Consider the following 786-nt stretch of genomic DNA (forward strand, 5'->3'; position numbering starts at 1 on the left):
GTATCAATCAGCGAGTGATCGAGGGACCCTGGCGTGGCGCGAACAAGCTGGCGTGATCGTTTGGTATGCAGAGCTGGCGGATGTTTTGGCCATTAAAACCCTGATGGGTTACCCAGTGTCGCTGGGTGGCCGGGGCCGGCATCTCTCTGCCGTCACTCTTGTTGACGCGCGCGGAAAACGCAAGATTATCAGCCATTTGCGGCCGAATTGCAAAACTGTGACAGGTAAACCCTAGCTTTGCACGCCATGGCGCTCGCGCAACCGGGCCAACGCCTCCAGCGCCAGGCGCCGTTCCTCGTCGGTGGCGCCGCTGCCGCCGGGCAACGCGGCAGGGGCTCGGGACCGCAGCGCGGTGATCGCGCTGGCGAGGTCGCCAGCCGGGTCGGACTCCTCGATGCCCAGTTCCTGCACGCTGCGCACCAGCCGATGCACGGCCTCCGCATGGCCCTCCGCCGCCAGGCCAGCCTGGACGACGGCCCAGGGGCTGGCGCCGTGGTGGGTCAGGTGGCGCTCCAGCCAATGGACGAGTTCGCCATGGCCGCCGGGCAGGTCGTGCAGCAGGACGCGGTCCTCGTCGGGCAGGCTGTCCCAGAGCTCGCTGTGCTGCAGCAAGAGTCGGGTGGCGTGGTCGGCGGCGGTCGCCGGCGTAACCCGCGGACCGGCGGGGCGAGGCTCGGCATCGCGGCGCGACTTCCAGTCGCCTTTGCCTTTCCATTCCCCCTTCGGCTTCCATTCACCTTTGGGCTGCCAACGCGGCTTTTCGGCGGGTGCCGCCGTCTCCTTGGT

The 786-nt window shown here is 67.8% G+C and carries 1 protein-coding gene and 1 pseudogene; one reads left to right on the forward strand and one right to left on the reverse strand.

Annotated elements, in window-relative coordinates; genetic code table 11:
* Positions 1-235 (forward strand): hypothetical protein (locus tag ACXJKR_RS33905; RefSeq protein ID WP_457326602.1); only part of this gene is annotated, 235 nt, incomplete at its 5' end.
* Here the strand turns inward: ACXJKR_RS33905 and ACXJKR_RS33910 are convergent.
* Positions 232-786: pseudogene (locus tag ACXJKR_RS33910) on the reverse strand (hypothetical protein); the annotation flags it as partial. The gene ACXJKR_RS33905 and the pseudogene ACXJKR_RS33910 overlap by 4 nt on opposite strands.

It is taken from the genome of Roseateles sp. P5_E11 (assembly GCF_054049355.1).